We start from the raw sequence: 25,715 nt of genomic DNA, 5'->3' as shown, positions 1-25,715 counted from the left end.
CCCTGTATCAACAGGGGCCTTATCGGGTCATTAGTGCTTGTAGATGAACTCGACGCCTTCTTCGTCGTCTTCATCCCAGTCGTCGTCCCAGTCGTCTTCCTCTTCCGCTTCCAGCTCCTCAAGCTGTTGACGGTGGTAGTCATCCCACATGAATTCGACTTTTTCAGGCTGCTTCGCTTCTTCCGCCTGAACAACCGGGTTCTCGATGATAAAGGTCATCACATCCCAGCAGAGATCTTTCACGCCAACCTGGCTTGCCGCGGAGATCAGGTAGTATTTATCTTCCCACCCCATCGCTTCAGCAATGGCTTTCGCTTTTGCTTCCGCTTCGGCTTTATCCATCAGGTCAATCTTGTTAAAGACCAGCCAGCGCGGTTTGTTCGCCAGTTTCTCGCTGTATTTCTCCAGCTCGCCGACGATGATACGAGCATTTTCTACCGGATCGGACCCGTCGATCGGATCGATATCGATGAGGTGCAGCAGTACGCGGCAGCGCTCAAGGTGTTTCAGGAAGCGGATACCCAGACCGGCACCTTCCGCTGCGCCTTCAATCAGACCCGGGATATCGGCAACCACAAAGCTCTTCTCGTTATCCATACGGACAACGCCCAGGCTTGGCACCAGCGTGGTAAACGGATAGTCCGCCACTTTTGGCTTAGCGGCAGAGACGGCGCGAATAAAGGTGGATTTACCAGCGTTTGGCATTCCCAGCATCCCCACATCGGCCAGCAGCATCAGCTCCAGCTGCAGGTCACGCTTATCGCCCGGCGTACCCATTGTTTTCTGACGCGGCGTACGGTTGACGGAAGATTTGAAACGGCTGTTGCCCAGACCGTGCCAACCCCCTTTTGCAACCATCAGACGCTGACCATGTTTGGTCATGTCGCCCATGGTCTCACCGGTACCCTGATCGATCACACGCGTACCCACCGGTACCTTAATGGTGACGTCTTTACCACGTTTACCGGTACAGTCACGGCTCTGGCCGTTCTGGCCACGCTCAGCGCGGAAAGATTTTTCGAAACGGTAGTCGATCAGCGTGTTGAGGTTCTCATCCGCCTCCAGCCATACGTCGCCGCCGTCGCCGCCGTCGCCACCGTCAGGGCCACCACGAGGAATATATTTTTCACGGCGGAAGCTTACGCAACCGTTGCCGCCATCACCTGCCACGACCAGGATCGTCGCTTCATCAACAAACTTCATTTTACTCTCCGTAAATCATTCGCCTGAGCGGGGACCGCTTCATTTTTGCGCCAACGCCCCCAGAGACGATGACCAATGGCGGAATACATCGCGCCCGCAACCACGACAAACGCACCGAGATAGCCCAACAGGTTGAGCATCGGTCTGACGAAGACATCGGGCCAGGCCATTGATAACAAATCTGAAAATAACAGCGTAAACAGCGGAGTGAGCGTAATCAATGCGCTCACCTGTGCTGCCTGCCAGCGCGCCATTGCTTCGGCCAGCGCGCCATAACCGACCAGCGTATTCAGCCCACAAAATATGAGGCACGCCAGCTGCCAGTCGCTAAGCTGGGTGATCACCCCCGGCTTCGCTAACGGCAATAATGCTATTGTACACAAAGTGTACAGCAAAAAGAGGATCTGCTGTGAGGCAAGACGACGCAATAACACCTTTTGCGCGACGCCATAGCTCACCCAAACCGTTGCTGCCCCCACACCGAAGATTACACCCCAGGTGTAATCGGTCAGGCGGGTAAAAATCTCTATCAGGCTGGTATTGAAGAACATTACCAGGCCACATAGCAGCATGCTCGCCCCGACGATCTGCGTACCGCGCATCTTCTCCTTGAGGATAACGACGCTGGCAACCATCATGCCGACCGGTGAAAGTTGACCAATCACTTGCGACGCCGTCGGGCTGAGATATTGCAGGGAAGAACTGAACAGAATGAAGTTACCAAACAGTCCCCCCGTCGCAATAGCCAGTAATACCAGCCAGCGCGGTTTACGGAAGAGACGCAGGGGCGGAAGCTTGCCTTTAACAGCAAGGATGGCCCCCAGGCCGATACTTGCCATCAGAAAGCGATAAAACACCACCGTAGGCGGTTCCATCACTTCCAGTACCTGCTTCATTGCAATTGGCAGCGCACCCCAGCACATTGCGGTTGTGAGCGCCAAAAGAATTCCAATGCCGGCCTGCTGCTTCATGCCCGTTTTCCCTACAGAAAAAATTACCGGGTTTCCAATGTAAAAAGCCCCGCAACAGGTTGCGGGGCTTTAATCCGTTACCGGACCGAGAAAACCTTACTCAGCAACGATGCTGATGTATTTACGGTTGTTCGGGCCTTTAACTTCAAATTTCACTTTACCGTCTGCTTTAGCAAACAGAGTGTGGTCACGACCGCAACCTACGTTGTTGCCAGCGTGGAATTTGGTACCACGTTGACGAACGATGATGCTACCCGCCAGAACGGATTCGCCACCGAAACGCTTAACGCCCAGGCGTTTAGCTTCTGAATCGCGACCGTTACGTGTGGAGCCGCCAGCCTTTTTATGTGCCATTTAAATCTCTCCTCAGGTCTTAGGCGCTGATGCCAGTAATTTTCACATCAGTGAACCACTGACGGTGGCCCTGCTGCTTACGGTAGTGTTTACGACGACGAAACTTAACGATTTTAACTTTCTCGCCACGACCGTGAGCAACAACTTCAGCTTTGATAACGCCGCCATCAACGAAAGGAACGCCGATTTTGACTTCTTCACCGTTTGCGATCATCAGAACTTCTGCGAACTCAACAGATTCGCCAGTTGCGATGTCCAGCTTTTCCAGGCGAACGGTCTGACCTTCGCTTACTCGGTGTTGTTTACCACCACTTTGGAAAACCGCGTACATATAAACTCCGCTTCCGCGCACATCCTCGTATGAATCAGAGTGCGCTATAAATATTCACAATAGGGCGCGAATATTACGCAAAACGCGAGCCTTTGACAAGTGCTACCATCAATACATGAAGAAAAAAAACACAACACGTACGGTAGCGTTTATCTGAGCCGTTTTTTCAGTACAATCAGCAATACTATTGATAAACCGAAACCCTTCGTTACCCCATTAAAGATGGGATAAACAGGATAAAAAGCCCGGCTTTTGCGATGAATTTAGAAAAAATCAACGAGTTAACCGCGCAAGATATGGCGGGTGTGAATGCAGCAATCCTGGAACAACTCAACTCTGATGTTCAGCTAATCAATCAGTTGGGCTATTACATCGTCAGCGGCGGCGGTAAACGTATTCGCCCGATGATTGCCATACTGGCCGCCAGAGCCGTGGGTTATCAGGGAAAGGCTCATGTCACTATCGCAGCACTGATCGAATTTATTCACACTGCGACGCTTCTGCATGATGATGTTGTGGATGAATCAGACATGCGTCGTGGCAAAGCCACGGCAAACGCCGCCTTCGGCAACGCAGCCAGCGTTCTGGTCGGTGACTTTATCTATACCCGTGCCTTCCAGATGATGACCAGCCTCGGCTCTCTGAAAGTGCTGGAAGTGATGTCTGAAGCCGTTAACGTGATCGCGGAAGGCGAAGTGCTGCAGCTGATGAACGTCAACGATCCTGACATCACCGAAGAAAATTACATGCGCGTAATCTACAGCAAAACCGCGCGCCTGTTTGAAGCCGCGGCGCAATGTTCCGGCATTCTGGCTGGCTGTACCGCTGCGCAGGAAAAAGGGCTGCAGGACTATGGCCGTTATCTGGGGACCGCATTCCAGCTGATTGACGATTTGCTGGACTACAGTGCTGATGGCGAAACGCTCGGCAAAAACGTCGGCGATGACCTCAACGAAGGTAAACCGACCCTGCCGCTGCTCCATGCCATGCACAACGGATCCGCTGACCAGGCGAAAATGATCCGTGAAGCGATTGAGCAGGGAAATGGTCGCCATCTACTGGAACCGGTACTGGAAACAATGGCCATCTGCGGCTCGCTGGAATGGACGCGTCAGCGCGCTGAAGAAGAGGCGGATAAAGCCATCGCGGCACTGCAGGTCATTCCAGACAGCCCATGGCGCGATGCGTTAATCGGCCTTGCCCACATCGCCGTACAGCGCGATCGTTAACCTCTCGCTTCTCCCCGCGGCCTTCGCGGGGAGATTTCAATAAGTTCTTATAAATTCCATATTCGCGTAAAATCATCGGCTTACAGACCGCATGAATAAAGCCATGTCTTATTCTGAATATTCCTTCAAGTAACGCGAACTTTTTAGAGCCTGTGTTCAAAATGAGTATAGTAACCCCGTCGTTTCGGTAGAAATGACGTGGGTGATTACGAACACAAGGACAGCTTTATGGATATGAAATTTATCGACTGGCACTCAGCAGATATTATTGCTGCGCTGCGCAAAAAAGGAACATCGCTCGCCGCTGAATCACGTCGCAATGGATTGAGCTCATCAACGCTGGCAAATGCCCTGACTCGCCCCTGGCCAAAGGGTGAATTGATTATTGCATCGGCGCTGGAGACGCACCCGTGGGTCATTTGGCCCTCGCGTTACCACGATCCCATTACCCATGAGTTTATTGACAGAACACGCATGATTCGCCAGAAAAAAACCAGGAAAGAGCAACCGGTCTGACGCGCTTTTTTTGACAGGAACAGCAACCCCCCGGCCATCTCTGGCAGGGGGCTGCCGGAACGATTACTCGCCCTTCACACGCTCGATATTGGCACCCAGCGCGCGCAGTTTGTCTTCAATACGCTCGTAACCACGATCGATGTGGTAGATACGATCCACAACCGTCGTTCCTTCCGCGATACAACCCGCTAATACCAGGCTCGCAGACGCACGCAGATCGGTTGCCATAACCTGCGCACCGGAGAGCTTCTCAACACCGTGGCAAATCACCGTGTTACTTTCGATCTCTGCATGTGCGCCCATACGGATCAGTTCCGGTACGTGCATAAAGCGGTTCTCGAAGATAGTCTCGGTGATCACACCGGTACCTTCCGCCACCAGGTTCAGCAGCGTGAACTGAGCCTGCATATCGGTCGGGAATGCCGGATGCGGTGCCGTGCGAACGGTTACCGCTTTTGGACGTTTACCGTGCATATCAAGGCTGATCCAGTCTTCACCGGTTTCGATATCCGCCCCCGCTTCACGCAGCTTCGCCAGCACCGCATCCAGGGTGTCAGGCTGCGCATTACGGCAAACAATCTTGCCGCCAGAAATGGCCGCAGCCACCAGGAAAGTCCCGGTTTCAATACGGTCTGGCAGAACGCGATACACACCGCCACCCAGACGCTCCACGCCTTCAATGGTGATGCGATCGGTACCCTGGCCAGAGATTTTTGCACCCAGCGCCACGAGGAAGTTGGCGGTATCCACAATTTCCGGCTCGCGCGCGGCGTTTTCGATAATGGTGGTACCTTCTGCCAGCGTTGCCGCGGACATAATGGTGACGGTTGCGCCAACGCTCACTTTGTCCATGACAATGTGCGCGCCTTTCAGGCGGCCATTTACGGACGCTTTAACGTAACCTTCTTCCAGTTTGATCTCCGCGCCCAGCTTCTCCAGACCGAAGATATGCAGGTCAACAGGACGCGCGCCAATGGCGCAACCACCAGGCAGTGACACCTGGCCCTGACCAAAACGCGCTACCAGCGGGCCAAGCGCCCAGATGGATGCACGCATGGTTTTCACCAGGTCGTACGGTGCTGAGAAGTTGTTCACGTTGCTGGCATCGATCCAGACGGAGCCATTACGCTCGACTTTCGTCCCCAACTGGGTGAGCAGCTTCATGGTGGTGTCGATATCTTTCAGCTTCGGTACGTTCTGAATTTCTACCGGCTCTTCCGCGAGCAGCGCAGCAAAGAGGATCGGCAGCGCGGCGTTTTTCGCGCCAGAAATTGTGACTTCGCCCTGGAGGCGCGTCGGCCCCTGTACACGAAATTTATCCATGGTGTGCTCTCTTATAAATTCAACCGTGCTGCGGGCGCATCGCCCTCAGCTCAAAAACCGTTTAGTTTGCGATCGCGTGCCCACTCTTGCGGGGTGAACGCTTTAATCGACAGGGCGTGTATGCGGTTATCCGCAATATATTCCATCAGCGGCGCGTACACAGCCTGCTGTTTCTTCACACGGCTCATACCGTCGAACATCTCACCCACAGCAATAACCTGGAAGTGACTGCCATCGCCTGTGACGTGGGCTTCCTGAAGGGAGAGTGCATTCATCAGCACTGTCTGGATTTCATGATTTTCCATGGGTTCTTAATCATCTGATAGTGAAAACAAGCCCAACATCTTAGAGCAAAGTGGCGTCGTCTTAAACAAGCAAAAAGCCCCGACGATGAAACTGTCAGGGCTTTCAGAAGTAACGCACTGAAAATATTAATGCGGCAGTACGTCCTGAGGAAGATTGTAGAGCTGCGCCAGGGTGACGACATTATCGCTGGCCCCGTGAAGCATTACGGTTGCCCCCTGCTTCTTCCCTACGGCAATGAGGTGGGCAAGCAGCGCCACCCCAGCCGTATCTACCCGCGTGACGCCGCTCAAATCGATCAGCGTAACGCCCTGCATGGCGTCATGGCGTTTATCCCATAACGGGTTGAGCAGATCCTGATCGAGTTCACCGGACAGCTTTAATGTTTCGCCCTCACGCGACCAGCTCAGTTGCTGCGACATTACTTCTTCTCATCCAGGGTGATTTTCTGGCGAGAGATAGACTGCAGCTGGGCGGTCAGGCCATCAATGCCTTTAGTACGCAGCAGGTCGCTCCACTCATTCTGTTTAGTCGTGATCATGCTCACCCCTTCGGCGATCATGTCATACGCCTGCCAGTTGCCGGTCTGGCTGTTTTTACGCCACTGGAAATCCAGGCGAACCGGTGGACGACCGTTAGGATCGATGATCGTGACGCGAATAGGCACAATGGTGGCATCACCCAGCGGCTGTTCCGGTGCAATCTGGTAGGTCTGGCCGTGGTACATCGCCAGCGCCTGGCCGTAAGCCTGTTTCAGGTATTCACGGAAGGCAGCAAAGTAGGCTTCACGCTGCGCAGGGGTAGCGTCTTTGTAGTAACGCCCCAGCACCAGCGCACCGGCATATTTGATCTGCACATACGGCAGCAGCTCCTGATCGACCACGTCACGCAGATAATCAGGATTAGAACGAATTTTAGGCTGTTCGTTTTTAAGACGATCGAAGGTTTTCTTCGCGGCTTCGTCCATCAGTTTGTACGGGTTGCTCTGATCCGCGGCGTGTGCTGCCGTGAGAGGGGCAATAACCAGCATGGCAACCATTAACAGTCGTTTAAACATGAATGACTTCTCCTGATATTAATTCGTCGTGCCAGGTGTCGGTGCGACGTTGGTATGCTCTTCAGTCTGCGCAGGGGCAGCATCGGGCTTTTTATCATCTCCCTTACTGTTGTAAAGGAACTGACCAATCATGTCCTCCAGCACCATCGCGGACTTGGTATCCTGGATGACGCTACCGTCTTTAAGGATAGTCGTTCCAAGCTCAGGATCTTCAAAGCCAACGTTCAGTGCCAGATATTGTTCGCCCAGCAGGCCGGAGGTGCGGATAGAAAGCGAGCTGGTATCCGGGATATGGTTGTAACGCTCTTCAATATCCATCGCCACGCGCGGCAGATAGGTTTTTTCATCAAGCGTAATGTCAGCCACACGGCCAATAACCACACCGCCAATACGCACAGGAGAGCGCGCCTTCAGCCCTCCGATATTGTCGAAAGTGGCATAGATGCGATAAGTCGGTTCGGTACGCACTGAGGTGATATCCGCTGCTCTCAGGCAGATAAACAGTGCGGCAAGCAGTGCCAGCAACAGGAACACGCCGACCCAAATTTCATTTTTTCTCGTTTGCATGAACTCAATTCCCAAACATCAGTGCGGTGAGCACAAAATCCAGACCCAGTACGGCCAGCGACGAATGTACGACAGTACGTGTAGTTGCACGGCTAATGCCCGCCGACGTCGGGATGGCATCGTAACCATTAAATAACGCAATCCAGGTGACCGTAATGGCAAATACCACGCTTTTAATCAAACAGTTGACCAGATCCATTCGCAGATCGATGGCGTCCTGCATGGCAGACCAGAAGAAACCGGCATCAATCCCTTTCCAGTGAACGCCCACCAACGAACCGCCCCAGATACCGACGGCCACAAACAGGATAGTCAGCAACGGTAAGGAGATAACCCCTGCCCAGAAACGGGGTGAGATAACACGCCGCAACGGATCGACCGCCATCATTTCCATACTGGAAAGCTGCTCGGTGGCACGCATCAGACCAATCTCTGCGGTGAGTGCCGACCCCGCGCGTCCGGCAAACAACAGTGCCGCCACCACCGGCCCCAGTTCACGCAGCAGCGAAAGCGCCACCAGCATGCCGAGGCTGGTTTCCGCGCTGTAGGTCGTCAGAACAAGGTAGCCCTGCAGCCCCAGCACCATGCCGATAAACAGACCGGACACAATGATGATGAGCATCGATAGCACGCCGACGTTATAGAGTTGCCGTACCAGTAAAGGCGCGTGCTTGCGGAACTCCGGCTTGCCGACCAGCGCGTTGAACAACATCAATCCGGCGCGCCCGAACGTCCTGATGGTTTTTATGCCACGGTGTCCAAGAGCGGCCAACGCATTTAACAGCATGAGTGGCTTAACTCCCTATTCCCAATAAATCGTCACGATAGTCGCCCGCAGGGTAGCGGAACGGCACAGGCCCATCCGCAATACCGTCGAGGAACTGCCGTACTCGCGGATCGCAGTTTTCCTGCAACGCCTGGGCGCTGCCGTGCGCGACGATCCTTTTGTCTGCCACAATGTAGGCATAGTCGGCAATACTCAACACTTCCGGCACATCGTGAGACACCACAATGCAGGTGACGCCGAGCGCGCTGTTCAATTCAGAGATGAGCTTCACCAGCACGCCCATCGTAATTGGATCCTGTCCGACAAACGGTTCGTCGAACATGATTAAATCGGGTTCCAGCGCAATGGCTCTCGCCAGCGCGGCACGGCGCGCCATGCCACCAGACAGCTCTGACAGCATCAGCTTTGCGGCGCCACGCAGCCCTACCGCCTCCAGCTTCATCATTACCGTGCTTTTCAGCAGCTCTGGCGGAAGCTGCGTATGCTCGCGCAGCGGATAGGCGACATTATCAAAGACGTTCATGTCGGTGAACAAGGCCCCCGACTGAAAGAGCATGCTCATCCGCTTGCGCACAGTATACAGGCGCGACCGCGACATCTCCGGTACGTTTTCGCCGTCGAAGAGGATTTCACCGCTATCGGGTGGGATCTGCCCACCGATAAGTCGCAGCAGGGTCGTTTTACCGATCCCGGACGGTCCCATGATGGCTGTGATTTTGCCACGCGGCACGGTCAACGAAATATCATCAAATATCAATCTGTTGCCGCGAGAAAAGCTCACCCCACGGACATCGACTAAATTCGCCATCGTTTGGCTCATTTACGGTTCCTTTCTTACCCTGCTTCATGCGAAGCGTGAAGCTTAAATCAGCCCTAAACCCCACATTTTTACAGAATATTAGCCGTAGAGGTTAGCGAAAGCTGGCATTTGTTTTACTTTTCCGGCGCATAAAGTCAAAATTAGGAATTCGTTACGTCTTAGGCTGTATGCAGCGCTAACAATTCCCGCGCGGTGGACCGGCGAGTATACCTGAAGAAAGGACTTTTGATGCTTTTAGCAACAGCACTGTTAATAATTGGTTTACTTTTGGTGGTCTACAGTGCTGACCGTTTGGTGTTTGCTGCATCGATCCTGTGCCGCCTCACTGGCGTCCCCCCTGTTGTCATCGGGATGACCGTGGTCAGTGTTGGAACCTCCCTGCCTGAAATCATCGTCTCTGTGACGGCATCGCTGCATGGTCAGATAGACCTTGCTGTTGGCACCGCGATTGGCTCTAACATCGTCAATATTCTGCTTATTCTGGGCCTGGCCGCGCTGCTCCATCCATTTCGCGTGCATTCTGATGTTCTGCGCCGGGAATTGCCGCTAATGTTGATCGTAAGCCTGTTGGCAGGATGCGTATTTTACGATGGCGTTCTGAGCTACAGTGACGGCATTTTCTTGCTGGCGCTGGCGGTCATCTGGCTGCTCTATAGTGTTAACATTGCCCGCCTGGCGGAAAAACAGGGTCAGGACAGCCTGACGCGTGAGCAGGTCGCCGAGCTACCGCGTGAAGGTACGCTGCCTGTTGCACTGCTCTGGCTGGGTGTCGCGTTGATCATTATGCCCATGGCAACACGGATGGTCGTGGATAACGCGACGGTACTGGCGAATTATTTCGCCATGAGCGAACTGACCATTGGCCTGACCGTGATCGCCATCGGCACCAGCCTGCCGGAGCTGGCCACGGCCATTGCCGGGGCTCGTAAAGGTGAAGATGACATCGCCATCGGCAATATTATCGGCTCGAACATCTTCAATATTGCCATCGTCATGGGCCTGCCAGCCCTGATAACGCCCGGGCCGTTTAACCCGCTGGCCTTCTCACGTGATTACGGGGTGATGTTGCTGGTGAGCGTTATCTTTGCCCTGCTCTGCTGGCGGCGGCAACGACAGATCGGCAAAGGCGCAGGCGCGCTGCTGACGGGTGGATTTATCGTATGGATGGCGATGCTGTACTGGCTTTCGCCTCTTCTCTCTGGGTAAACGGAAACGCATTATGTCGCAAATAGAATTGCAGCCGGGTTTTGACTTTCAGAAAGCAGGCAAAGACGTTCTGGAGATTGAACGTGAAGGTCTGGCGCAGTTAGATCAGTACATTAATCAGGATTTCAGTCTGGCCTGTGAGAAGATGTTCTACTGTGCCGGTAAAGTCGTGGTAATGGGGATGGGCAAGTCCGGCCACATTGGCCGCAAAATGGCCGCCACTTTCGCCAGCACCGGCACCTCCTCCTTCTTTGTACATCCAGGAGAAGCGGCACACGGCGATCTGGGCATGGTGACGCCGCAGGATGTCGTCATTGCGCTGTCAAACTCCGGGGAGTCCAACGAGATCCTGGCGCTGATACCGGTTCTGAAGCGGCTGCAGGTCCCGCTCATTTGCATGACCAGCCGCCCGGAAAGCAGCATGGCGCGTGCGGCGGATATTCACCTGTGCGTGAAAGTGCCGAAAGAGGCCTGCCCACTGGGTCTCGCGCCAACATCCAGCACCACCGCGGCGCTGGTGATGGGCGACGCGCTTGCCGTTGCGCTCCTTGAAGCCCGCGGTTTTACCCCTGAAGATTTCGCGCTTTCCCATCCTGGCGGTGCGCTGGGTCGGAAACTGCTGCTGCGGGTTAACGATATTATGCATACTGGCGATGAAATCCCTCACGTCAGTAAAGAGGCCTCCCTGCGTGATGCGCTGCTGGAAATCACCCGTAAAAACCTGGGCATGACGGTGGTGTGTGACGATCTGATGAAGATCGAAGGGATTTTCACCGACGGTGACCTGCGTCGCGTGTTCGACATGGGCGTGGATGTTCGCACGCTGGGTATTGTCGATGTGATGACGCCCGGCGGGATTCGCGTTCGCCCGGGCACGCTGGCGGTGGATGTACTGAACCTGATGCAGTCCCGACATATCACCTCAGTGATGGTTGCCGATGGCGACCAATTGCTGGGTGTGGTACATATGCATGATCTGCTGCGCGCAGGCGTAGTGTAATGAAGGATAAGACAATGAGTAATGCGGGTGCATCCCTTGCAACCTGTTATGGTCCGGTCAGTGCCCACGTGATGGCAAAGGCAGAAAATATTCGCCTGCTGATTCTGGATGTGGACGGCGTACTGTCCGATGGCCTGATTTACATGGGCAATAATGGTGAAGAGCTGAAAGCGTTCAACGTTCGCGATGGCTACGGTATTCGTTGTGCGCTCACATCGGGTATCGAGGTTGCCATCATCACCGGGCGAAAAGCTAAACTGGTAGAAGATCGCTGTGAAACGTTGGGCATTACCCATCTGTATCAGGGACAGTCCGATAAGATGGCTGCTTTCAATGATTTACTGGGTAAACTGTCTATCGCTCCAGAACATGTGGCCTATGTCGGGGACGACCTGATCGACTGGCCGGTAATGGCTGAGATTGGCCTGAGTGTCGCGGTTGCGGATGCGCATCCGCTGCTGATCCCGCGGGCTGATTATGTTACCCACATCAACGGTGGCCGTGGTGCCGTACGTGAAGTCTGCGATCTGCTTCTGCTGGCGCAGGGCAAGCTTGATGAGGCCAAAGGGCAATCGATATGAGTAAAACCAGACGTTGGGTTATCATTCTGCTTTCGCTTGTCGCACTGATACTGATTGGCGTGAACCTTGCCGATCGTGACGATACGCAAACGGAAGTGATCAACAATAACGATCCAACCTATAAAAGCGATCACAGTGATACCGTAGTCTATAGCCCGGAAGGTGCGCTGAACTATCGCCTGATTGCCCAGCACGTTGAATATTTTTCAGATGACGGTATTTCGTGGTTTACCCAGCCGGTCATGACGACGTTTGATAAGGATAAAGTGCCGACGTGGTCGATTAAGTCCGACCGGGCAAAACTGACGAATGACCGTATGCTTTATCTTTATGGCCATGTTGAAGTCAACGCCCTGACCGCTGACTCACAACTGCGCAAAATTACGACAGATAATGCCCAGATCAACCTGGTTACTCAGGATGTGACGTCGCAGGATCTGGTCACTCTGTACGGCACAACATTTAATTCCAGCGGTTTAAGAATGCGCGGGAACTTACGCAGCAAAAACGCCGAGCTGATTGAAAAGGTTAGAACCTCCTATGAAATTCAAAACAAACAAACTCAGCCTTAAAGTAATTATCGCCAGCGCGATGCTGGCGGCCAGTCTTCCCGCGCTTGCTGTTACTGGCGATACCGAACAGCCGATCCATATCGAGTCCGATACGCAGTCTCTTGATATGCAGGGTAATGTCGTTACCTTTACCGGCAACGTGGTTATGACCCAGGGCACCATCAAGATTAACGCCGATAAGGTGGTCGTTACCCGTCCAGGTGGCGAACAGGGCAAAGAGATCATTGATGGCTACGGCAACCCAGCCACGTTCTACCAGATGCAGGACAACGGCAAGCCAGTGAAGGGCCATGCCAGCCACATGCATTATGAACTGGCGAAAGATCTGGTCATCCTTACCGGTAACGCCTATCTGGAACAGCTCGATAGCAATATCACCGGCGATAAGATCACCTATCTGGTGAAAGAGCAAAAAATGCAGGCCTCCAGCGAGAAAGGCAAACGCGTCACCACCGTGTTAGTGCCGTCTCAGCTGCAGGACAAAGGCAAGGGCCAGGCTCCGGCACAGAAGAAGAGTAACTAATTCGTTATGGCAACATTAACTGCAAAAAATCTCGCGAAGGCCTATAAGGGCCGCCGTGTCGTGGAAGATGTCAGTCTGACCGTCAACTCCGGCGAAATTGTAGGCCTGCTTGGTCCAAACGGTGCAGGTAAAACCACGACCTTCTACATGGTCGTGGGTATTGTCCCACGCGATGCCGGTAACATCATCATTGATGATGAAGACATCAGCCTTCTGCCACTGCATGCGCGCGCACGCCGTGGTATTGGCTACCTGCCGCAGGAAGCCTCCATTTTCCGTCGCCTGAGCGTCTTCGATAACCTGATGGCCGTTCTGCAAATTCGTGACGACCTGACCAGCGAACAGCGTCAGGATCGCGCCAACGAGCTGATGGAAGAGTTTCACATTGAGCACCTGCGCGATAGCCTCGGTCAGGCGCTGTCCGGGGGGGAACGCCGCCGTGTTGAAATTGCACGCGCGTTGGCAGCAAACCCGAAGTTCATCCTGCTGGATGAACCATTTGCAGGCGTTGACCCCATCTCCGTTATCGACATTAAACGTATTATTGAGCATCTGCGCGACAGCGGTCTTGGCGTGTTGATTACTGACCACAACGTCCGTGAAACACTGGCCGTATGTGAACGTGCGTATATCGTGAGCCAGGGCAACCTGATCGCCCACGGCACGCCACAGCAGATCCTCGAAGATGATCATGTTAAGCGCGTCTATCTTGGGGAAGACTTCAGACTCTGATAGGGTAGAGGTAAAGTAACGCCGAACCGGAGAAAAATGCTCTGAACATGAAGCAAGGTTTGCAATTAAGGCTCAGCCAACAACTGGCGATGACGCCGCAGTTACAGCAGGCGATTCGCCTGTTGCAACTGTCCACATTAGAACTCCAGCAGGAGCTCCAGCAAGCGCTGGACAGCAATCCGCTGCTGGAGCAAGCCGATCTTCATGACGAGGTAGACACTCAGCAATCACAGGACACGGAAGCCCTCGATACCGCCGATGCACTCGAACAAAAAGAGATGCCGGACGAGCTTCCGTTGGATGCCAGCTGGGATGAAATCTACACCGCCGGAACCCCTTCCGGCACGCGTGCAGACTACCAGGACGATGAGCTACCGGTCTATCAGGGTGAAACCACCCAGTCACTACAGGATTACCTGATGTGGCAGGTGGAGCTGACCCCTTTCTCCGATACCGATCGCGCGATTGCTACATCGATTGTCGATGCCGTTGACGACACCGGCTATCTGACCGTCACGCTGGACGATATTCTGGAAAGCATGGGCGATGACGAGATTGAACTTGAAGAGATAGAAGCCGTTCTGAAGCGCATTCAGCGTTTCGACCCGGTGGGCGTAGCAGCGAAAGACCTGCGCGACTGTCTGCTGATCCAGCTTTCGCAGTTCAGCAAAGAGACGCCCTGGATCGATGAAGCCCGCTTAATCATCAGCGATCATCTGGATCTGCTGGCTAACCATGATTTCCGTACCCTGATGCGCGTTACGCGTCTGAAAGAAGAGGTGCTGAAAGAGGCGGTTAACCTGATTCAGTCGCTCGATCCTCGCCCCGGCCAGTCGATCCAGACCAGTGAGCCTGAATACGTCATACCTGACGTGCTGGTCAGAAAACACAACGGCCGCTGGGTCGTTGAACTCAATTCAGACAGCATTCCTCGCCTGCAAATCAATCAGCAATATGCCTCCATGTGCACCAGCGCGCGTAACGACGCCGACAACCAGTATATTCGTAGCAATCTGCAGGAAGCGCGTTGGTTAATCAAAAGCCTGGAGAGCCGCAATGATACGCTGTTGCGGGTGAGCCGCTGTATCGTCGAACAACAGCAGGCTTTCTTTGAGCAGGGCGAAGAGTATATGAAACCGATGGTGCTGGCGGATATCGCCCAGGCCGTCGAGATGCATGAATCAACGATTTCCCGCGTGACCACGCAGAAGTATCTGCACAGTCCTCGCGGTATATTTGAGCTTAAGTATTTCTTCTCCAGCCATGTGAATACCGAAGGCGGTGGCGAAGCCTCGTCAACGGCGATTCGTGCACTGGTGAAGAAGTTGATCGCCGCGGAGAACCCCGCGAAGCCACTGAGCGACAGTAAGTTAACCACCATGCTGTCCGACCAGGGTATTATGGTGGCACGTCGTACTGTTGCGAAGTATCGAGAGTCTTTATCCATTCCGCCGTCTAACCAGCGTAAACAGCTGGTCTGACACAACCGATAAGGAAGACACTATGCAGCTCAACATCACTGGACAAAACGTCGAAATTACTGAAGCTTTACGCGACTTTGTGAACACGAAATTCGCAAAACTCGAGCAGTATTTCGAAAGGATCAATCAGGTCTATATTGTGTTGAAAGTGGAGAAAGTGACTCATATCTCGGATGCAACCCTGCATGTCAATGGGGGCGAACTCCACGCCAGTGCGGAAGGGCAAGACATGTACGCTGCTATCGACGGCTTGATTGATAAGCTTGCAAGACAGCTCAATAAACATAAAGATAAACTGAAACAACACTAATTGTCCGGGCAGTTAACGGGTGCAGGAAGGCCTGTTGTGGAGCACAACAGGCCATTTGTACAGTTAGCGCTTAGGTGAAATTATGATGAACAACGATTCCGCTCTTCAATTGAGCAATGTCCTTAACCAGGAATGTACCCGCAGTGGCGTTCACTGCCAGAGCAAAAAACGTGCGCTGGAGATTATCAGTGAACTGGCCGCAAAACAGCTGGGCCTGCCACCGCAGGTCGTATTCGAAGCCATCCTGACCCGTGAAAAAATGGGCAGTACCGGTATCGGCAACGGCATTGCGATCCCGCATGGCAAACTGGAAGAGGACACCCTGCGTGCCGTCGGTGTGTTTGTGCAACTGGAAACGCCTATTGCCTTTGATGCCATCGATAACCAGCCCGTTGATCTCCTCTTCGCGCTGCTGGTTCCTGCCGATCAGACGAAAACCCATCTGCATACGCTTTCACTGGTCGCTAAACGCCTGGCCGATAAAACCATCTGCCGTCGACTGCGCTCAGCGCAAAGTGATGAAGAGCTTTATGAAATTATCACTGAAGCAGAAGGCAGTCAGGATGAGGCATAACCAGGAGATGGCCTTCACATCTGTTGTCCTGAGGAGAAACGGAACATGGTGCTGATGATTGTCAGTGGCCGTTCAGGGTCGGGGAAATCCGTCGCCCTGCGCGCGCTGGAAGACATGGGTTTTTACTGCGTAGATAACCTGCCGGTGGTACTGCTGCCCGAGCTGGCACGCACCCTTGCAGACAGACAAATCTCTGCCGCCGTCAGCATCGACGTCCGTAACATGCCTGAATCGCCAGAAATCTTTGAACAGGCGATGAGCAACCTGCCGGACACGTTTTCACCTCAGTTGCTGTTCCTTGATGCGGACCGCAACACGCTGATCCGTCGCTACAGCGATACCCGTCGTTTGCACCCGCTTTCCAGCAAGAACCTCTCTCTGGAGAGCGCAATCGACGAAGAGAGCGACCTGCTGGAGCCCCTGCGCTCACGTGCCGATTTGATTGTCGACACCTCCGAAATGTCCGTTCACGAGCTGGCAGAAATGCTACGTACCCGTTTACTGGGCAAACGCGAGCGTGAACTGACAATGGTGTTTGAGTCATTCGGCTTTAAGCACGGCATTCCTATCGATGCGGATTATGTTTTCGACGTGCGCTTCCTGCCAAACCCGCACTGGGATCCGAAACTGCGTCCAATGACCGGTCTGGATAAACCCGTCGCGGCGTTCCTCGACAGGCACACAGAAGTTCACAATTTTATCTACCAGACGCGAAGCTACCTTGAGCTATGGTTACCTATGCTGGAGACAAACAATCGTAGCTATCTGACGGTGGCGATTGGCTGTACCGGCGGTAAACATCGTTCGGTCTATATCGCCGAACAGCTGGCCGACTATTTCCGTTCACGCGGAAAGAACGTTCAGTCCCGTCATCGCACGCTGGAAAAACGTAAAACATGACCGTAAAACAAACCGTTGAGATCACCAATAAGCTGGGCATGCACGCACGCCCGGCAATGAAGCTGTTTGAACTGATGCAGGGTTTCGATGCGGAAGTTCTGCTGCGAAATGATGAAGGGACCGAAGCGGAAGCAAACAGCGTCATTGCGCTGCTGATGCTGGACTCCGCCAAAGGTCGCCAGATTGAAGTCGAAGCCACCGGCCCACAGGAAGAGGAAGCGCTGGCGGCGGTGATTGCGCTGTTTAACGCCGGGTTTGACGAGGATTAATTTCAGCCCCGCTGGCGGGTGGCGCTGCGCTTACCCGCCCTACATCAGCTTATTACGCTGCATAAACCCTTCCCCGCCTAACTGACGCATCTGGCGCATGATCCACGCCTGACGGCTTCGCACGTACCCGGACGGGGCATTAGCCTTAAAGCGGATGGGATTAGGCAAGACGGCAGCCAGGAGCGCCGCTTCGGACATACTCAGTCGGCTGGCCGGTTTATTGAAATAGCGCTGCGCGGCGGCCTCAACACCAAACACGCCATCGCCAAACTCAGCAATATTGAGATAGACGGTCAGAATGCGTTTTTTGCTCCAGACCGTTTCCATCCCCAGCGTCAACCCCGCTTCCAGCCCTTTTCGTACCCAGCTGCGACCGTCCCACAGGAACAGATTCTTTGCGGTTTGCTGCGATAATGTCGATGCCCCACGGACGCGGTTTTCGTGGCGTTCATTGTGCGCCAGCGCTTTCTCGATTGCCGCCACGTCAAACCCCCAGTGTTCCGGGAATTTCTGATCCTCTGCCGCAATGACCGCCAGCCCCATAAAAGGTGAGATCTCATCCATACTTACCCAGTCCGAGTGGGCCACATAGCTGAAATCACCGCTGAGCCATGCCCCAAGCTGACGCTCGACCATCACGGCCGAAAACGGGACCGGCATAATGCTGAATAAGGCGAGTCCGCCGCCCCAGAATACCGCGAGCACGAGAACGATGCGCAACAGGGCGCGTTTCACCCACGCGCCTGCGCCGAATTTACGACTCATTCAGTCAACACCAGCACTCTGGCCACCAGTTTTTCGATGCCTGCAGCAGCCTCGGCAATATTCTGCGCCAGCATCCAGGCAGGCGTGGTAACGACCTTGTTGTCTTCATCCACCACAATGTCATCCACCGGACAAGGTACGTGCTCGCCGCCCATCTCCTCAATGATTTCTGCGGTATCAATATCGGTGCCGATTGTCAGCCGCAGCGGGAAATCAAAAATTTTAGGCAGCATTGCCGGCGCGATACAGATAAAGCCCTGCGGTTTACCTGCCGCGTGCATCGCCTGCGACAGCGCTTTTAAATGGGGATCGATCTGACACGCCGCCCTTTCTGAAGCAAAGGTACTGAGATTTTTGGCCGCCCCAAACCCGCCCGGCACGATTAACGCATCGAGCTCAGCGGCGTCCGCCTGAATAAGGGGGTGGACATCGCCACGCGCAATACGCGCCGCTTCAATCAGTACGTTACGGGTTTCCGCCATGGCCTCTCCGGTCAGATGATTAATCACATCTGCCTGCTTTTTGTCTGGCGCAAAACAGATCGCTTCCGCCCCCTGCCTTGCCAGGGCCAGCAGCGTGATGACGGCTTCATGAATTTCTGAACCATCGTAAACACCGCATCCGCTCAGTACGACACCAACCTTTTTCATCCTGACGTTCCTTCTTTGCAACTTGCTGAAGCACATAATTAATTTTGATTAAAACGCTATGCTTCACACATTTCACTGATTCATGTAACAAACCATTTAAGATTTGCTATCTTATCTGCGTGCGGCCTAAATTTTCAGGCGGCGCCCATGCGAAAACAACACGAAAAATCAGGCGCAGCCACGATTTCCCTGGTGTTGGCGCAGTATTCGCGCACCCCGGTTAAGCCGGGGTCATTTTTTTCTGGCATCCACCCAGGCTTTGAGCACCGCCACATCGTTCTGCCACTCTTGTTTCATCTCTTCGACCCAATCACCCACGTTATCTTCCCATGCCGGTAAATCAGGTGACTGAATCTGTTGTCCCAACTGCTGTAAGTGGCGTAACCCGACAGAGCCTGCAGCGCCTTTGATCTTATGTCCTTCTTCCACAATGCCTTTCTGATCGCGTGCGGTCAGGTTGGACTCCAGCACGCTCAGGTAGCCAGGCATCATTTTTTCGAACACGGCCAGACCATCGGTTATCAGTTTTGGGCCAACCAGGTCGATGTACTGCTCCAGCATCGCAGTATCCAGAATCGTTTGGGTCTTCGCGCTATCAACAGACGTCATGGTGCTCTCCTCTTCATCATGGGTATCCCAGAACTTCTTGATCATGGCGGTCAGAGCAGGCACCGCCAGCGGCTTGCTGAGCACATCATCCATACCGGCATCGAGGTACTCTTTTTTATCTTTCAGGACGTTGGCCGTCAGCGCGACCAGCGGCGGCAGTTCATCGGCGGCATACTGCGTTGTCAGCGCACGGGAGATATCCAGCCCGGTCATGTCCGGCAGTTGAATATCCAGCAGGACGAGGTCATATTCGCCCGGTTTAAACATCTCCAGCGCGGCTTTTCCGGTCATCGCCACGTCCACGCTGTTACCCAGTTTTTCCAGCACCGAGCGCGCCACAATCACGTTCAGCTCGATGTCTTCTACCAGCAGAACATGCAGCGCCGGGAGCGGCATATCGTCTTGTTCAAAGGTATCCTCAACCTCTTCTGCCACCGCCGGGGCATGCACCGTCAGCGTAAAGGTAGAGCCTTTGCCCGCCTGGCTGGCCACGGTGATATCACCGCCCATGCTCTTCGCGAGCCGTTTCGATACCGCAAGGCCAATGCCCGTGCCGGTAGCAGGCTTACCACCGTTGCTGTCCTTCACCTGATAATACATGGCAAAGATTTTGTCCTGCTCTTCCTGCGGAATGCCAATGCCTGAGTCTTCCACCTCAAAGTGCAGCATGTCTCCTTCGTCATAACGGATACGCACCGCCACCTGCCCCTGCTGGGTAAATTTCACCGCGTTACTGATCAGGTTCCAGAGGATTTGGCGCAGACGCGTGCCGTCCGTGACCACTTTGTGCGGCAGCGGCAGGGTTGGCTCCATGACAAAGCTCAGCCCCTTCTGCTGCGCCTGCAGGCCGGACAGGTTTTCCAGATCGGCAAGGAAGCTGGTGAAATCAACCGGCTGGTTATCAAGCTGGACTTTACGGCGCTCCATCTTATCCATGTCAATAATATCGTTGAAGATATTCCCCAGCGTGACCGCCGAGACATGGATCGTTTTGAGGTATTTTTCCTGTTCCGCCGTCAGGTCGGTGTCCAGCAGAATACGGCTTAAGCCGACGATGCCGTTCAACGGGGTACGCAGTTCATGGCTTATGGTGGAGATGAAGGTCGTCTTATCGCGGCTGGCGCGCTCAAGGGCATCCTGATAACGCTTACGCTCGGTGATATCGCGGCCAAAGCCCATCAGGCCGTGGCGTTTCCCGACGCGGTCGTAGTACGGCACTTTACGGATTTCAAAGCAGGCTTTACGCCCGTCCGGGTAATCCAGCCACTGTTCATAGGTCAGCGAGACATTGTGGCGGAAGACTTTTTCGTCCGTCTCCATGACCTTGGCGGCCGCCTCTTCGGAGTACACATCCTGGGGTTTCAGGTGGATCAGCTGCTTTTCGCTTTTGCCGGTCAGCAGCTCCATCGCCCGGTTACAGCCGGAGAACTCTTTGTCTTCGTTACGGTAGAAAACCAGATCCGGAGAAGCATCAAGGAATGAACGCAGGAAAGAGGATTGCTGCTCAAGCTGGATCTGCGTCACCTCACGCTCTTTCATTTCGATTTTCAGCTGCTCAAGCGTCGCCTGACGCTCGGCTTCCGCCTTCTCACGATCTGAAATCTCCTGGTTAAGCTGGGCAATGTTGTCTTTCAGCTGGACGTTGAGCTTTAAATCGCGCTCGCGCATCTCTTCCAGCTTATCAACCAGTTTTGACAGGCGCTGACGGGACTCCTCCAGCTGTTCAACGACGACGGAAAGAAAATAGACCGCCCAGGGGGTGATCAGCAAACCGAAGAAGATAGAGCGGATGACGTCGATACTCTCGACCTGACCATGCAACACCATGGTCACGGCCATTTGCACGACAATGGCCAGAACAACCAGCGCCAGCGCCAGCAGCATGGAGAAACGCACCAGCCCGAGCTTCATCATCAGGTCGACGTAGTACTGGGCAAGCATTCGAATTTGCTTCATAGAGGATCCCTTCACGACTTTATCGCTCAATAATACTCAAATTCGCGGCGGGACGTTGAAGGTTGTGAGAAAAAGTGCGGGGTGAAACAGGAGATTAGCCTCGCTTCCGGCTAACCGGAAGCGAGGAGAGGACAATCAGGAGCGTTTCAGCAGCAGCCAGAGGCTGATCAGCAGGAAGCTGGCGCTCGGCAGCAGCGCACCAATAATTGGCGGAATGCCGTAAACCAGCGTCAGCGGGCCAAAGATCTGATCGAGGACGTAGAATACAAAGCCGAAGCTGATCCCGGTGACCACTCGAACACCCATCGGTACGCTACGCAGCGGGCCAAAGATAAACGACAGGGCCATCAGCATCATCACCGCCACGGACATCGGCTGGAAGATTTTGCTCCACATATTGAGCTGATAACGCCCGGCATCCTGCCCGCTCGACTTCAGGTATTTGACGTAGTTGTGCAACCCGCTGATGGAGAGCGCGTCCGGATCCAGCGCCACCACCCCGAGTTTGTCCGGCGTGAGGTTGGTTTTCCACGTCCCGGACACCGTCTGAGAGCCGGTGATCTGTTTTGGGTTCGTCAGGTCAGACTCGTCAACCTGGGATAACCGCCACTGCTTGTGTTCGGGGTCAAACTTCGCTGACGATGCGTGACGTACAGACTGTAAACGACGCTCATCATTGAAGGCGTAAATACTCACGCCGCCCAGCTCATCATCCCCTTTCACGCGTTCGATATAGACGAAGTTCTGGCCATCTTTCGCCCATAACCCTTGCTGTGTAGAGAGCAGTGAACCGCCGTACATCGCCTGGGCACGATAGTTACGCGCCATCTGTTCGCCCTGCGGTGCCACCCACTCGCCAATCGCCATGGTCAGCAGCACCAGTGGGATCGCGGTTTTCATGACCGACAGCGCCACCTGCAAACGGGTAAAGCCCGATGCCTGCATCACAACCAGTTCGCTGCGCTGTGCCAGCATCCCCAGCCCCAGCAGCGCGCCCAGCAGGGCTGCCATCGGGAAGAAGATCTGCACATCTTTTGGCACGCTGAGCAGGGTATACATCCCTGCACCCAGCGCGTCGTAGCTCCCTTGCCCGGCTTTTTTCAGCTGATCGACAAATTTAATAATGCCGGAGAGCGACACCAGCATGAACAACGTCATCATGATGGTGGTAAAAATGGTTTTACCGATATAGCGATCAAGAACGCCAAACGCCTGCATTAGATGGCTCCTTTACGCGAAAATCGGGCACGTATGCGGCGCACTGGCACCGTATCCCACAGGTTTAATCCCAGCGCCAGTAAGATGTACAGGCTGTTGACGAACCACGTCCAGACCATCGGGTCCAGCTTACCCTTCGCGCCGTTAGAACGAATCGAGGTTTGCAGCAGGAAGTAGATCAGGTACAGCAGCATCGCCGGCAGCATTGAGAGCACGCGCCCCTGACGCGGGTTCACCACGCTCAGCGGCACTACAATCAATGCCATCATAAACACGGTGAAGACGAGCGTAATACGCCAGTGGAACTCCGCACGCGCTCTGTCGGTATCGGTGTTCCACAGCGTACGCATATCCATTTGCTCGGTATCCGTTGGATCGAGCGCCACCGCCTGATGACCAATAATGGCCTGATAGTTCTGGAAATCCGTAATACGGAAGTCACGAAGCATCGCGGTGCCTTCAAAGCGGGTGCCTTTATTCAGCGTCACGACCTGGGAACCATCTTTGCGCTGCGCAAGCTGACCGGAGTCTGCCACCACCACCGATGGACGGGCGTTTCCTTTGGTCCGCAGCTGCGCCAGGAAGACGTCGTTGAATTTACTGCCGTCGACGCTCTCAATAAACAGCACTGAGTTTCCGTCGGTCGCCTGCTGGAACTGCCCCTGCGCTAATGCCGCCATACCGGGGTTCGCTTTTGCTTCAGCCAGCACTTCATCCTGATGACGAGAGGACATTGGGCCCGCCCACATCACATTCACCGCGGCGACGATACCCGTGAACAGCGCCAGTATCATGGCGGCTTTCACCAGAACAGCCTTGCTCAAACCACAGGCATGCATCACCGTGATTTCACTCTCGGTATAAAGCTTACCGAGCGTCATGAGCAGACCGAGGAAAAGACTTAGCGGCAGAATAAGCTGCGCCATTTCCGGGATCCCTAAACCAAGCAGGGAAAGCACCAGATTCGTTGGAATTTCGCCGTCAACGGCCGCACCGAGGATCTTGACCAGCTTCTGACAGAAAAAAATCAGCAGCAGGATGAAGAGGATCGCCAGTTGGCTTTTGAGCGTCTCCCGCACCAGATATCTTATGATTATCACTTTAAATACGCCCGTAAAAACCCGTCTCTTTGCTGGAAAATCGCTTGTTTCATGGCTTAAACGTCATTTATTCTCTTGAGTCGTCGAAATCATCGCTAAGATTAAAACACCCGGCGGATTCACGCTTCAGGACTTTTTCTGACGTGTCGAAACCGTAATAACGTAAGATTAACACGAAGTCACCACAACAGCGGACTTGAGTTACGAAAGGTTTCAATTCTATCCGTAGCAGCCGCTGTTGTCTTTAAGATTCAGGAGCGTAGTGCATGGAGTTCAGTGTAAAAAGCGGTAGCCCGGAGAAACAGCGGAGTGCCTGCATCGTTGTGGGCGTCTTTGAACCACGCCGACTCTCCCCAATCGCCGAGCAACTCGATAAAATCAGTGACGGCTACATTAGCGCCCTGCTGCGCCGTGGCGAACTGGAAGGCAAACCTGGGCAGACGCTGTTACTGCACCATGTTCCGAACGTGCTGTCCGAACGTATTCTGCTGATTGGCTGCGGTAAAGAGCGCGAGCTGGATGAACGTCAGTATAAGCAGGTGATTCAGAAAACAATTAATACCCTGAATGACACCGGCTCAATGGAAGCCGTTTGCTTCCTGACCGAACTGCACGTCAAAGGTCGTAACACCTACTGGAAAGTGCGCCAGGCTGTCGAAACCGCAAAAGAGAGCCTGTACAGCTTCGATCAGCTCAAGACCAACAAAAGCGAGCCGCGCCGTCCGCTGCGTAAAATGGTCTTTAACGTGCCAACCCGTCGCGAACTCACCAGCGGCGAGCGCGCCATCCAGCACGGTCTGGCGATTGCCGCCGGGATTAAAGCCGCAAAAGATCTGGGCAACATGCCGCCTAATATCTGTAACGCCGCCTATCTGGCCTCTCAGGCGCGCCAGCTGGCTGACTCCTATAGCAAGAATGTCATCACCCGCGTTATCGGCGAACAGCAGATGAAAGAGCTGGGTATGCACTCTTACCTGGCGGTGGGCAACGGCTCGCAGAACGAATCCCTGATGTCGGTTATCGAATACAAGGGCAATCCGTCAGAAGACGCGCGTCCTGTTGTGCTGGTTGGTAAAGGCCTGACCTTCGACTCCGGTGGTATCTCCATCAAGCCTTCTGAAGGCATGGATGAGATGAAGTACGACATGTGTGGTGCAGCGGCGGTGTATGGCGTGATGCGTATGGTGGCTGAACTTCAGTTACCGATTAACGTTATCGGCGTGCTGGCGGGCTGCGAAAACATGCCGGGTGGACGCGCTTATCGTCCGGGTGATGTCCTGACCACCATGTCCGGCCAGACCGTTGAGGTGCTGAACACCGATGCCGAGGGCCGTCTGGTGCTGTGCGACGTATTAACCTACGTTGAACGCTTCGAACCTGACGTGGTGATCGACGTAGCCACCCTGACCGGTGCCTGCGTGATCGCGCTGGGCCACCACATCACCGGCCTGATGTCGAACCACAATCCGCTGGCGCACGAGCTTATCGGCGCGTCCGAACAAGCCGGTGACCGCGCATGGCGTCTGCCATTGGGTGACGAATACCAGGAACAGCTGGAATCTAACTTTGCGGACATGGCGAACATCGGCGGCCGTCCTGGTGGTGCCATCACCGCGGGCTGCTTCCTGGCACGCTTCACCCGCAAGTACAACTGGGCGCACCTGGATATTGCCGGCACCGCATGGCGCTCCGGAAAAGCCAAAGGCGCGACTGGTCGTCCGGTTGCATTGCTGTCGCAGTTCCTGCTCAATCGCGCCGGATTTAATGGCGACGAGTAAGTCAAAACGGCAGTAAACCGTAGGCCGGGT

30 protein-coding genes are annotated in these 25,715 nt (G+C 54.2%); 14 read left to right on the top strand and 16 right to left on the bottom strand.

Annotated features, from left to right (window positions below; genetic code table 11):
• Positions 1–30: 30 nt before the first annotated feature.
• From cgtA to rplU, 4 genes are all read right to left on the bottom strand, one after another.
• A complete protein-coding gene (gene cgtA / locus ACOTZF_RS14705) occupies positions 31–1,203 on the bottom strand; it encodes an Obg family GTPase CgtA (protein ID WP_013098927.1) in 1,173 nt (390 codons plus the stop codon).
• A complete protein-coding gene (locus ACOTZF_RS14700; RefSeq protein WP_013098928.1) occupies positions 1,200–2,174 on the bottom strand; it encodes a DMT family transporter in 975 nt (324 codons plus the stop codon). Before ACOTZF_RS14700 ends, cgtA begins: the two co-directional genes overlap by 4 nt.
• Before the next feature lie 96 nt (positions 2,175–2,270).
• Positions 2,271–2,528, bottom strand: a complete 258-nt coding sequence (gene rpmA / locus ACOTZF_RS14695) for a 50S ribosomal protein L27 (protein WP_004385076.1) — start codon at positions 2,526–2,528, stop codon at positions 2,271–2,273.
• Between the two features lie 19 nt (positions 2,529–2,547).
• Positions 2,548–2,859, bottom strand: a complete 312-nt coding sequence (rplU, locus tag ACOTZF_RS14690) for a 50S ribosomal protein L21 (RefSeq protein ID WP_003025032.1) — start codon at positions 2,857–2,859, stop codon at positions 2,548–2,550.
• Positions 2,860–3,116: 257 nt separating this feature from the next.
• Here rplU and ispB point away from each other — a divergent pair, with 257 nt between their 5' ends.
• Together ispB and sfsB are read left to right on the top strand one after the other, a co-directional pair.
• On the top strand, positions 3,117–4,088 hold the full coding sequence (gene ispB / locus ACOTZF_RS14685) for an octaprenyl diphosphate synthase (RefSeq protein WP_013098929.1): 972 nt from the start codon (positions 3,117–3,119) through the stop codon (positions 4,086–4,088).
• Between the two features lie 228 nt (positions 4,089–4,316).
• Positions 4,317–4,604, top strand: a complete 288-nt coding sequence (gene sfsB / locus ACOTZF_RS14680; protein WP_038983629.1) for a DNA-binding transcriptional regulator SfsB — start codon at positions 4,317–4,319, stop codon at positions 4,602–4,604.
• 63 nt (positions 4,605–4,667) lie between these two features.
• Here sfsB and murA read toward each other — a convergent pair whose 3' ends face one another.
• The 7 genes from murA to mlaF all read right to left on the bottom strand — a co-directional run bounded on the left by murA (position 4,668) and on the right by mlaF (position 9,461).
• On the bottom strand, positions 4,668–5,927 hold the full coding sequence (gene murA, locus ACOTZF_RS14675; RefSeq protein ID WP_013098931.1) for a UDP-N-acetylglucosamine 1-carboxyvinyltransferase: 1,260 nt from the start codon (positions 5,925–5,927) through the stop codon (positions 4,668–4,670).
• Between the two features lie 50 nt (positions 5,928–5,977).
• On the bottom strand, positions 5,978–6,232 hold the full coding sequence (gene ibaG, locus ACOTZF_RS14670; protein WP_008501458.1) for a BolA family iron metabolism protein IbaG: 255 nt from the start codon (positions 6,230–6,232) through the stop codon (positions 5,978–5,980).
• Positions 6,233–6,358: 126 nt separating this feature from the next.
• Complete coding sequence (gene mlaB, locus ACOTZF_RS14665) at positions 6,359–6,652, bottom strand: lipid asymmetry maintenance protein MlaB (protein ID WP_023622313.1); 294 nt, start codon at positions 6,650–6,652, stop codon at positions 6,359–6,361.
• The gene (mlaC, locus tag ACOTZF_RS14660; protein ID WP_013098933.1) at positions 6,652–7,287 is read right to left on the bottom strand and encodes a phospholipid-binding protein MlaC; all 636 of its coding nucleotides are present in this window, start codon (positions 7,285–7,287) and stop codon (positions 6,652–6,654) included. The genes mlaB and mlaC overlap by 1 nt, the downstream gene beginning before the upstream one ends.
• Before the next feature lie 18 nt (positions 7,288–7,305).
• Positions 7,306–7,854 (bottom strand): outer membrane lipid asymmetry maintenance protein MlaD, encoded by a 549-nt coding sequence (gene mlaD / locus ACOTZF_RS14655; protein ID WP_129253347.1) that lies wholly within the window; start codon positions 7,852–7,854, stop codon positions 7,306–7,308.
• A 4-nt stretch (positions 7,855–7,858) separates the two neighbouring features.
• The gene (mlaE, locus tag ACOTZF_RS14650) at positions 7,859–8,641 is read right to left on the bottom strand and encodes a lipid asymmetry maintenance ABC transporter permease subunit MlaE (protein WP_010436044.1); all 783 of its coding nucleotides are present in this window, start codon (positions 8,639–8,641) and stop codon (positions 7,859–7,861) included.
• A gap of 7 nt (positions 8,642–8,648) precedes the next feature.
• Positions 8,649–9,461 carry a phospholipid ABC transporter ATP-binding protein MlaF gene (gene mlaF / locus ACOTZF_RS14645; protein WP_421636115.1) on the bottom strand — a complete coding sequence of 271 codons (813 nt, stop codon included), beginning with the start codon at positions 9,459–9,461 and terminating at the stop codon, positions 8,649–8,651.
• A 228-nt stretch (positions 9,462–9,689) separates the two neighbouring features.
• Between mlaF and ACOTZF_RS14640 the strand changes: the two genes are divergently transcribed.
• From ACOTZF_RS14640 to npr, 11 genes are all read left to right on the top strand, one after another.
• Positions 9,690–10,667: a calcium/sodium antiporter gene (locus ACOTZF_RS14640; RefSeq protein WP_013098936.1), complete on the top strand. Its 978-nt coding sequence runs from the start codon at positions 9,690–9,692 to the stop codon at positions 10,665–10,667.
• Between the two features lie 13 nt (positions 10,668–10,680).
• The gene (gene kdsD, locus ACOTZF_RS14635; protein WP_029883390.1) at positions 10,681–11,667 is read left to right on the top strand and encodes an arabinose-5-phosphate isomerase KdsD; all 987 of its coding nucleotides are present in this window, start codon (positions 10,681–10,683) and stop codon (positions 11,665–11,667) included.
• A gap of 14 nt (positions 11,668–11,681) precedes the next feature.
• Positions 11,682–12,248, top strand: a complete 567-nt coding sequence (kdsC, locus tag ACOTZF_RS14630; protein WP_029883391.1) for a 3-deoxy-manno-octulosonate-8-phosphatase KdsC — start codon at positions 11,682–11,684, stop codon at positions 12,246–12,248.
• Complete coding sequence (gene lptC / locus ACOTZF_RS14625; RefSeq protein WP_013098939.1) at positions 12,245–12,820, top strand: LPS export ABC transporter periplasmic protein LptC; 576 nt, start codon at positions 12,245–12,247, stop codon at positions 12,818–12,820. The genes kdsC and lptC overlap by 4 nt, the downstream gene beginning before the upstream one ends.
• The gene (lptA, locus tag ACOTZF_RS14620) at positions 12,789–13,343 is read left to right on the top strand and encodes a lipopolysaccharide ABC transporter substrate-binding protein LptA (RefSeq protein ID WP_013098940.1); all 555 of its coding nucleotides are present in this window, start codon (positions 12,789–12,791) and stop codon (positions 13,341–13,343) included. The genes lptC and lptA overlap by 32 nt, the downstream gene beginning before the upstream one ends.
• A 6-nt stretch (positions 13,344–13,349) precedes the next feature.
• The gene (gene lptB / locus ACOTZF_RS14615; RefSeq protein WP_013098941.1) at positions 13,350–14,075 is read left to right on the top strand and encodes an LPS export ABC transporter ATP-binding protein; all 726 of its coding nucleotides are present in this window, start codon (positions 13,350–13,352) and stop codon (positions 14,073–14,075) included.
• Between the two features lie 47 nt (positions 14,076–14,122).
• Positions 14,123–15,556 carry an RNA polymerase factor sigma-54 gene (gene rpoN, locus ACOTZF_RS14610; protein ID WP_013098942.1) on the top strand — a complete coding sequence of 478 codons (1,434 nt, stop codon included), beginning with the start codon at positions 14,123–14,125 and terminating at the stop codon, positions 15,554–15,556.
• Positions 15,557–15,578: 22 nt separating this feature from the next.
• The gene (hpf, locus tag ACOTZF_RS14605; RefSeq protein ID WP_013098943.1) at positions 15,579–15,866 is read left to right on the top strand and encodes a ribosome hibernation promoting factor; all 288 of its coding nucleotides are present in this window, start codon (positions 15,579–15,581) and stop codon (positions 15,864–15,866) included.
• 82 nt (positions 15,867–15,948) lie between these two features.
• Entirely contained in the window at positions 15,949–16,440 is a 492-nt protein-coding gene (gene ptsN / locus ACOTZF_RS14600; RefSeq protein ID WP_013098944.1) for a PTS IIA-like nitrogen regulatory protein PtsN, read from the top strand.
• Positions 16,441–16,485: 45 nt separating this feature from the next.
• The gene (gene rapZ / locus ACOTZF_RS14595; protein ID WP_013098945.1) at positions 16,486–17,340 is read left to right on the top strand and encodes an RNase adapter RapZ; all 855 of its coding nucleotides are present in this window, start codon (positions 16,486–16,488) and stop codon (positions 17,338–17,340) included.
• Positions 17,337–17,609 (top strand): PTS phosphocarrier protein NPr, encoded by a 273-nt coding sequence (gene npr / locus ACOTZF_RS14590; protein WP_003861872.1) that lies wholly within the window; start codon positions 17,337–17,339, stop codon positions 17,607–17,609. Before rapZ ends, npr begins: the two co-directional genes overlap by 4 nt.
• Before the next feature lie 39 nt (positions 17,610–17,648).
• Here npr and mtgA read toward each other — a convergent pair whose 3' ends face one another.
• From mtgA to lptF, 5 genes are all read right to left on the bottom strand, one after another.
• A complete protein-coding gene (gene mtgA, locus ACOTZF_RS14585) occupies positions 17,649–18,374 on the bottom strand; it encodes a monofunctional biosynthetic peptidoglycan transglycosylase (RefSeq protein WP_013098946.1) in 726 nt (241 codons plus the stop codon).
• Positions 18,371–19,024, bottom strand: a complete 654-nt coding sequence (elbB, locus tag ACOTZF_RS14580) for an isoprenoid biosynthesis glyoxalase ElbB (protein WP_129253349.1) — start codon at positions 19,022–19,024, stop codon at positions 18,371–18,373. The genes mtgA and elbB overlap by 4 nt, the downstream gene beginning before the upstream one ends.
• A 231-nt stretch (positions 19,025–19,255) precedes the next feature.
• A complete protein-coding gene (arcB, locus tag ACOTZF_RS14575) occupies positions 19,256–21,589 on the bottom strand; it encodes an aerobic respiration two-component sensor histidine kinase ArcB (protein WP_029883392.1) in 2,334 nt (777 codons plus the stop codon).
• Positions 21,590–21,724: 135 nt separating this feature from the next.
• Positions 21,725–22,807 carry an LPS export ABC transporter permease LptG gene (gene lptG, locus ACOTZF_RS14570; RefSeq protein WP_013098949.1) on the bottom strand — a complete coding sequence of 361 codons (1,083 nt, stop codon included), beginning with the start codon at positions 22,805–22,807 and terminating at the stop codon, positions 21,725–21,727.
• Entirely contained in the window at positions 22,807–23,907 is a 1,101-nt protein-coding gene (gene lptF, locus ACOTZF_RS14565) for an LPS export ABC transporter permease LptF (RefSeq protein ID WP_029883394.1), read from the bottom strand. Before lptF ends, lptG begins: the two co-directional genes overlap by 1 nt.
• A gap of 266 nt (positions 23,908–24,173) precedes the next feature.
• Between lptF and pepA the strand changes: the two genes are divergently transcribed.
• A complete protein-coding gene (gene pepA, locus ACOTZF_RS14560) occupies positions 24,174–25,685 on the top strand; it encodes a leucyl aminopeptidase (RefSeq protein WP_013098951.1) in 1,512 nt (503 codons plus the stop codon).
• Positions 25,686–25,715 lie beyond the last annotated feature (30 nt).

The organism is Enterobacter cloacae complex sp. SHL021 (assembly GCF_049237765.1).
GTDB classification, from domain to species: Bacteria; Pseudomonadota; Gammaproteobacteria; order Enterobacterales; family Enterobacteriaceae; genus Enterobacter; species Enterobacter cloacae.
Note: the sequence above shows the minus strand (reverse complement) of the source record. Positions and strands in the feature narration are given on the sequence as shown.